Origin of the sequence: Aquimarina rubra (genome assembly GCF_042684305.1) — a bacterium.
Classification (GTDB): domain Bacteria; phylum Bacteroidota; class Bacteroidia; order Flavobacteriales; family Flavobacteriaceae; genus Aquimarina; species Aquimarina rubra.
This window is the reverse complement of sequence record NZ_JBHULE010000037.1, coordinates 145,236-152,681: the sequence shown is the minus strand read 5'-3', so window position 1 is coordinate 152,681 and position 7,446 is coordinate 145,236. Positions and strand designations below refer to the sequence as shown.

The window sequence follows — 7,446 nt, the reverse complement described above, 5'->3', positions numbered from 1 at the left end:
TTTCAAAACCACCCCCAATACCAACAGAACCAACTTTTCCATTAGCTTCTAGCCCAACTAAATATGCAGAAAGGTCTGTTGACGGGCTTGCGGCATCTGTTACGTCAGGACCTTCTCCTGCTTGTAAGTAAGCATTTAAAGCAAGGCCGATTCCTCCTAATTTAAATTTAGAATGAGTACCAATGGTGTGTGTATGATAAAATCCATCTGTAGGTGTTCCGTTTACTACATTCTGAAAGGTGTTGTTTAATGCCAAAAAGCTAAGCGTTGCTTTTTCTGAAGCTTTCCAGGTTAAGTGTGCATATTCCATGGCTTTATAACTAAAAAAACCGGTAACGTTATATATAGTTCCTGATGTATTGTTAGGAAGTCCGTCCAGGTCATTCTGACTAAATGCAAATCCCAGATCCAATTTGATCTTTTCATTTCCATATCTGATCAAAGCCAAATCGTGAAAACGACCTTGTAATGCCCAGTCTAAACCACCCAGGATTCTCTGATCATCATAAGAGATCATTTGCCGGCCCAATTTAGTAGACCAACCTTTTCCGAATTCCAGAGATGCCCAAGCTTCTGCTATTTGCAAATTATTATTAGCATCATTATCCAGGATCTGTCTGGTATCTCCCCATATTCTGACATCCTGAACACTAAAATGTGCTTTGAATTTTTCTGAAGTGTATCCAAGTTTAAGCCTGGCTCTCTGTTGCACAATCGCTGCAGGATCGACTCCCTGGGGAACCAAATTATTGAACCCGTGACGATACTCAAATCGATCTCTGAAATCTAAATCAATACTTAATTCCTGAGCTTTTCCCTTAAATACAAATACCAATAATAGTAGTAAAGTATAATGTAACTTGTTTTTCATCTCTTAAATTTTTGTTTGATGTGTGATTGTATTCTTCACAACATTGCTATGTTCTTTTCAATTAATTCTATTAGCTGATACATTAATTGAATAGCAAATCTAAGTATTAATACTTATTTTTAAGGTTTTTATTAGATAAAAATACTTATTTTTAATTCAAAGATTATCAATTTCATGATCCTATTTTTGAATTATTCATATCTTTGGATGGAAGACGACTTAATAATGAGTGTCATTTAATTACGTATTAGAATATATGGTAAGTATAGTGTTGGTAGATGATCATTTTTTAGTAAGGGACGGAATTCGTTCGCTGCTTGAGGATGAAAAACAATATGAAGTCATTGGAGAAGCTTCGGATGGCAAAGAAGCTATAGAAGTGGTTCAGTCTTTAAAACCTGATATAGTGATCTGTGATATAAGAATGCCTGAAATGTCAGGCATTGAAACAGTAGAGAAGTTAACGAATTTATCATTATCTTCTAAAACCATTATGTTATCTATGCATGATTCTGACGAATACATATTGCAATCTATTAAGGCGGGGGCCGATGGGTATTTATTAAAGGATGCTAGTAAAGAAGAATTTTTGAAGGCCTTGTCGACTGTGAGTAAAGGGAATAAGTATTTTAGCGGTGATGTATCTTCTATATTAGTAAAAAATTTACTGAAAGGTAGTGGAGATAAAGTTGAAGAAAAAGTAGTGGCTGCTAAAGAAGAAAGTCAACAAACAAAGATCAATCCATTTGATCTTACCAAAAGGGAAAATCAGATACTCAAATTAGCGGTTTCTGGTATGACTAATAAGGATATAGCAGCAGAACTGGATATAAGTAAACGTACAACCGAGGTGCATCGTTTTAATTTAATGAAGAAAATGGGGGTGAAAAATGTACTGGAATTAAGCAAAAAGGCCAGAGAATATGATATGATTCCCTAGCCTTTTATATGTTTATGTTTATGTCGGCTTCAGTTATTAGCTCTGCTTTCGTATAAACCTGTTATTTTGTTAAAGGATTTAGTTAATTGATTAGTAGTAGTAAAGATTTCTTGTAGTGGAAAATCTCCATTTGCTAAACCTTTTTTATTTATTTGAAATTTTTCCCATAAAGACATTATAGAACCTAATTCTTCCTCAATTTCAGTACTATTATAACTACTGATCAATAATTCGCCAATTGCGTTGTCAAACTCTGTGTAAACTAGGTTTAAGGTTTCTTTGTAATCAGAACTATCTCTTAGAAACATGGTGGTGGCGGTGTAATACAAGCATAATCGCTGCGAAAGCATTCGTTGTTTTCCTGATACATTTATGGTATGTACAAGTTCTTTGTTTTTGTCCTTAAAAAATTGGTTGTTGTAATTAAAACTACTTTCAATACTTTTAACGACTTCATTGCAGGCTTTTAAAAGATTGGTATTTAGTTTCAAGACTCTCAAAGAATTTTGGACATCTGGAGTGCTTATTATTACTTCTTTAAATTCTTCCCATAATCCTTTGACTTTTTTTATAGAGAGTTTAACAGTAGCACTTGTGGCATTTTTTGTTAATATCTGAAGCTGCTTTTCAAAAATAAATTTACTAGAGTTTAATTCCTTTTTTATGGCATCATCATTTATGCCTTTGGCTAGTAATAAAAAAGCTTTGGACATTTTTTGGGACAACATTCTTTGTTTACCCGAAATATTCACGGCTTTTCCATACGTGATGGCACCGTAATTTTTTGATTGTGCTATCATTTCAGATGTGTAGAAGGAAAATATTATAAATATAATTAGAAGAGGTTTGATGGTTCTTTTTTTCATGAGTTAGTTTTTACATTGTTATTAATTTCATCTTGGGATCAGCTAGAGTTACCTAGTGGTAAAAAATGTTTCGGTTAGAGCTAGGATATCTAAATTCAAAAACTTAGTACGAAAATACTTATTTTTTTTTGAGAAAACCAAATATTAAATACGTAGTTTTTTTGAGTTCTTAAGTATTCTATTTTGATTATTGGTAAACCGTATTAAGAATACTGTAAAACAATTAAAATATTGATAATCAATATGTTATAATATAGTTTATTAAAACTTCAACCATATCTTTGATTTTCAAAGCGTTCTTTTGATAATAATTCAATCCCACCGATCTTATATTGATAAATACGTAATTTGAAACTTAAATACGTATTTTTTTGATTAAAAACTTTTTTAGTAAGTAATAATACTTAATTTTGAACTGTTCTATTAGCTGAATTTTCAAAAAACTGAATTATGAAAACAATGAATCTTAAAATATGGATGCTTTTAACTACCATGATATTTCTGTCATGTGGAGGTGAAAAGAAAAAAGAAATAGCGTCTAGTGATACAAGTTCGAAAGAAGAGGTGTCAAAGCTAGCCATAGAGAAACCACAATTAACTTTTGGTTTTATAAAGTTAACGGATATGGCGCCTTTGGCAATAGCTAAAGAAAAAGGCTTCTTTGAGGATGAAGGGTTGTTTGTTTCTGTAGAGGCGCAATCTAACTGGAAAAATGTTTTGGATCGTGTGATCGACGGACAATTAGATGGTTCGCATATGTTAGCTGGTCAGCCGATAGCTGCAGGTGCAGGTTTTGGTAGACAAGCAGAGTTGGTAACTCCATTTTCGATGGATTTAAACGGTAATGGTATTACGGTATCCAATGATGTTTGGTCTAAAATGAAGCCGAATGTTCCTAAAGGTGAAGATGGAAAACCAATCCATCCTATTTCTGCCGACGCACTGAAGCCTGTAATCGAATCTTATAAGAATGATGGAAAGGCTTTTAAAATGGGAATGGTATTTCCGGTATCAACACATAATTATGAAATAAGATATTGGTTAGCTGCGGCTGGAATCAATCCGGGAATGTATTCTAAGGATAATATTCAAGGGCAAATTGATGCAGATGTATTATTATCTGTGACTCCACCGCCACAAATGCCAGCTACATTAGAAGCTGGTACCATATATGGATACTGTGTAGGTGAACCATGGAATCAACAAGCTGTTTTTAAAGGGATTGGTGTTCCTGTAGTTACCAATTATGACATCTGGAAAAACAATCCGGAGAAAGTGTTTGTAATGACTAAGAAATTTGTGGAGCAATATCCTAATACTGCTACAGCTGTGACGAAGGCTTTGATTAGAGCCGGGAAATGGTTGGATACTCCAGGTAACCGTCCGGAAGCTGTAAAAATATTATCAATGCCAGAATATGTGGGAGCAGATGAGGTAGTGTTAGCTAATTCTATGACGGGAACTTTTGAGTTCGAAAAAGGTGATAAAAGAGAAATGCCTGATTTTAATGTGTTTTACCGATATGATGCAACATATCCTTTCTATTCTGATGGCATATGGTTTTTAACACAAATGAGACGTTGGGGGCAAATTCCTGATAGTAAGCCTGCAGCTTGGTATGATAAGACGATTAAGGATATTTATCGTCCTGATATCTGGACAAAAGCGGCTAAACTCTTAGTTGATGAAGGTCATCTTGAGGCTTCAGAATTACCTAAAACAGATGGTTATAAACCTGCTACTACTGATTTTATTGATGGTAATAAATATGACGCTAAAGATCCGATAGGGTATATCAATAGTTTCGGTATCGGGAACAAAGAAAATGTGGAAGGTGTTTCAAGCATTGAGAAATAAAAAGGGAAATCCCTTTTTATTTCTTTTCCATTCACGAAAATCGAATGAACTCTAATGCAAAATGAGGTATAGCATTAGTGGAATAATGAAAGAGAAGTAAGTTTTAAATAAAATATAATGAAAGATAGGTCTATACATATTCTCAATTTTGTAGGGTTGGGTTTTTTCGAGCCGGCTATTAGATTGGCAACCGGAGAAGAGATAAAGAAAAATTTAATTGCTTTATTTAAAAAAGTATTATTACCAATATTATCCGTAGGATTATTTTTAATACTATGGCATACGGGAGCTACATATCTTTATAATGTTGAAAAAGATGCCAGGATCGAAAAAGCTATGACTGATCAAGGAGAGGTTGCAGCTTTAGAAATGCGTACTTGTATAGAATCAGGGGATATTAGTTGTCAGCCTAACACCTTACCATCACCAGCTCAGGTTTGGACGGCTTATAAATCATTGTTGGCGGATCACGCTGTTATATCAGGTAAGAAAGCTGCTTTTGCAGACAAAGTAGCTGTTACCAATGCACAGAGAGAAGAGCAAGGGTTAGCAGCTATTACGTACACAGGAAGACCTTCGTTTGTAGATCAAATATTTACAAGTCTTAAAACGGTATTTGCAGGTTTTTTGCTAGCCTTGTTTATTGCGGTTCCTATTGGCATTATGTTAGGCTTAAGTAAAACACTAAGATCATCAGTAAACTGGTTAATTCAAATATTTAAACCTGTTTCTCCTGTTGTGTGGTTGTTACTAGTGTTTATGATTGTAAAAACATTAACTCGTGGTTCTGATTCTGACAGTTCCTTTATTATTTCTTTTATAAGTGTTGGGTTGTGCTCGATGTGGGCAACATTGGTAAATACCAGTATGGGAGTTTCCTCTGTTGATAAAGATTATATAAATGTAGCTAAGGTGCTTCAGTTAAGTGTAGCTCAAAAAGTATTTAAGATCATTTTGCCATCTTCATTTCCATTAATTTTTACAGGACTAAGAATTACGTTATCCGTAGCTTGGATGGTGTTAATAGCTATAGAATTATTAGCACAAAGTCCGGGATTAGGTTCTTTTGTTTGGGAAGAGTTTCAGAATGGAGCGAATGATTCTAATTCTAAAATTATCGTAGCCATGTTTGTTATCGGAATTATTGGATTTTTATTGGACCGTATCATGTTAACGATACAGAAGTTTGTCACTTTTACAGAAGAAACTGCATAAAACATAGATTATGGCATATATAGAATTAAGAAATGTATCCAAATCTTTTGGAACCGGAAAAGATCGGACTCAGGTGTTGTCTAATATCAATCTAGAGATTGAAGAAGGAGAGTTTGTAGCGATTGTTGGATTTACTGGTAGCGGAAAAACAACATTGATAAACCTGATATCCGGATTAATGATGCCTGATGAAGGACAAGTTTTGTTCAAAGGAGAGTTAGTTACAGGACCTAGTCACGAACGAGGTGTGATTTTTCAAAATTATTCATTACTTCCATGGCTAAATGTTGGAAATAATGTAGGTATGGCGGTGAAGGAAGCGTTTAGAAAAATGTCTAAAAAAGATAGAAATAAACGTGTAGAAGATTATGTAGAGATGGTAAACCTTTCGCCTGCAATTGGTAAACTCCCAAAAGAACTTTCTGGAGGGATGCGCCAACGGGTTTCTGTTACCAGAGCGTTATCTATGAGTCCGGATGTGATTTTAATGGATGAGCCTTTGAGTGCATTAGATGCTTTGACCAGAGGAAATTTACAACAAGAAATTCTAAAAATCTGGAATAAAGATAAAAAAACTGCCTTGCTGATTACTAATGACGTGGATGAAGGAATTCTAATGGCAGATCGTATCATTCCATTAAAACCTGGTCCGAAAGCTACTCTTGGGCCAGAATATAAGATTAACCTTGAGCGTCCAAGAGACAAAACGGCGCTTAATCATAATGAGGAGTATAAAAAACTCCGTAATAGTATTATGGAATATCTTATTCAGATAGGAGAGCAAAGGGCTTCGAAGAAAGAAAATAATCACGTTTTACCGGATATTAAGCCAAGAATTAAACCAGCACCTTTTAGAAGATTAAGTTTTAGTTAAAAGATAGTACTATGGAAACATTAGAAGAATTAGAAGTAAGAAGATCCGGTAATGGATTGTTTGAGGATAAATACATGTTGGATATTTCTCAGTTAACTAAAATATATCCCACTCCAAAAGGAGATTATGTAGTTCTAGATGATCTTGATTTAAAGGTTAGACACGAAGAATTTATATCAATAATTGGACATTCTGGTTGTGGCAAGTCGACCTTACTTACAATGATTGCAGGTCTTAACCCGATTTCTAGAGGAACGATAGTAGCAGATAATCAAACTATTAAAGGACCCGGACCTGATCGGGGGGTTATATTTCAATCACCCAGTTTGTTGCCTTGGATGACGGCTTACGATAATGTGATGTTGGGCGTTAAGCAGGTTTTTGCACACGGAACTAAAAGAGATAGGGATGATATTGTGAAATATTACTTATCAAAAGTAGGTTTGGAAGATGCAATGTATAAGAAAGCAAAAGAGTTGTCTCAAGGTATGCAGCAACGAGTTGGAATTGCGAGAGCATTTGCTCTTAAGCCAAAGGTACTACTGTTAGATGAACCATTTGGGATGCTTGATTCTCTTACCAGAGGAGAGTTGCAAGATGTTCTCATTGAGGTTTGGAATCAGGAAAAAATTACGGCTATCATGATTACTCATGATGTGGATGAATCTATTTTTCTAGCAGATCGTGTAATTATGATGACAAGTGGTCCTAGGGCAAAAGTAGGGGATATATTAGAGATTGATTTTGAGCGCCCTCGCTTAAGAAAAGATGTTTTAGAACATCCGGATTATTATAAATACAGGGAGCATTTAATAGATTTCCT

Annotated in this window: 7 protein-coding genes; 5 read left to right on the top strand and 2 right to left on the bottom strand. The window is 34.7% G+C overall.

Annotated features, from left to right (window positions below; genetic code table 11):
* On the bottom strand, nucleotides 1-871 hold an 871-nt coding region (locus ACFSR1_RS23830; RefSeq protein ID WP_378295543.1), incomplete at its 3' end, for an alginate export family protein.
* A 256-nt stretch (nucleotides 872-1,127) separates the two neighbouring features.
* Between ACFSR1_RS23830 and ACFSR1_RS23825 the strand changes: the two genes are divergently transcribed.
* The gene (locus ACFSR1_RS23825; protein ID WP_378295544.1) at nucleotides 1,128-1,811 is read left to right on the top strand and encodes a response regulator; all 684 of its coding nucleotides are present in this window, start codon (nucleotides 1,128-1,130) and stop codon (nucleotides 1,809-1,811) included.
* A gap of 29 nt (nucleotides 1,812-1,840) precedes the next feature.
* On the opposite strand, the gene ACFSR1_RS23820 is transcribed toward ACFSR1_RS23825, so the two are convergent.
* On the bottom strand, nucleotides 1,841-2,611 hold the full coding sequence (locus tag ACFSR1_RS23820; RefSeq protein ID WP_378295542.1) for a type IV pili methyl-accepting chemotaxis transducer N-terminal domain-containing protein: 771 nt from the start codon (nucleotides 2,609-2,611) through the stop codon (nucleotides 1,841-1,843).
* A 516-nt stretch (nucleotides 2,612-3,127) separates the two neighbouring features.
* Between ACFSR1_RS23820 and ACFSR1_RS23815 the strand changes: the two genes are divergently transcribed.
* The 4 genes from ACFSR1_RS23815 to ACFSR1_RS23800 all read left to right on the top strand — a co-directional run.
* The gene (locus ACFSR1_RS23815; RefSeq protein ID WP_378295541.1) at nucleotides 3,128-4,534 is read left to right on the top strand and encodes a CmpA/NrtA family ABC transporter substrate-binding protein; all 1,407 of its coding nucleotides are present in this window, start codon (nucleotides 3,128-3,130) and stop codon (nucleotides 4,532-4,534) included.
* A 117-nt stretch (nucleotides 4,535-4,651) separates the two neighbouring features.
* Nucleotides 4,652-5,749, top strand: coding sequence for an ABC transporter permease (locus ACFSR1_RS23810; protein WP_378295540.1), 1,098 nt, complete (start codon nucleotides 4,652-4,654; stop codon nucleotides 5,747-5,749).
* Between the two features lie 10 nt (nucleotides 5,750-5,759).
* Entirely contained in the window at nucleotides 5,760-6,623 is an 864-nt protein-coding gene (locus ACFSR1_RS23805) for an ABC transporter ATP-binding protein (protein WP_378295539.1), read from the top strand.
* 11 nt (nucleotides 6,624-6,634) lie between these two features.
* The coding region (locus tag ACFSR1_RS23800; protein WP_378295538.1) for an ABC transporter ATP-binding protein at nucleotides 6,635-7,446 on the top strand (812 nt) is incomplete at its 3' end.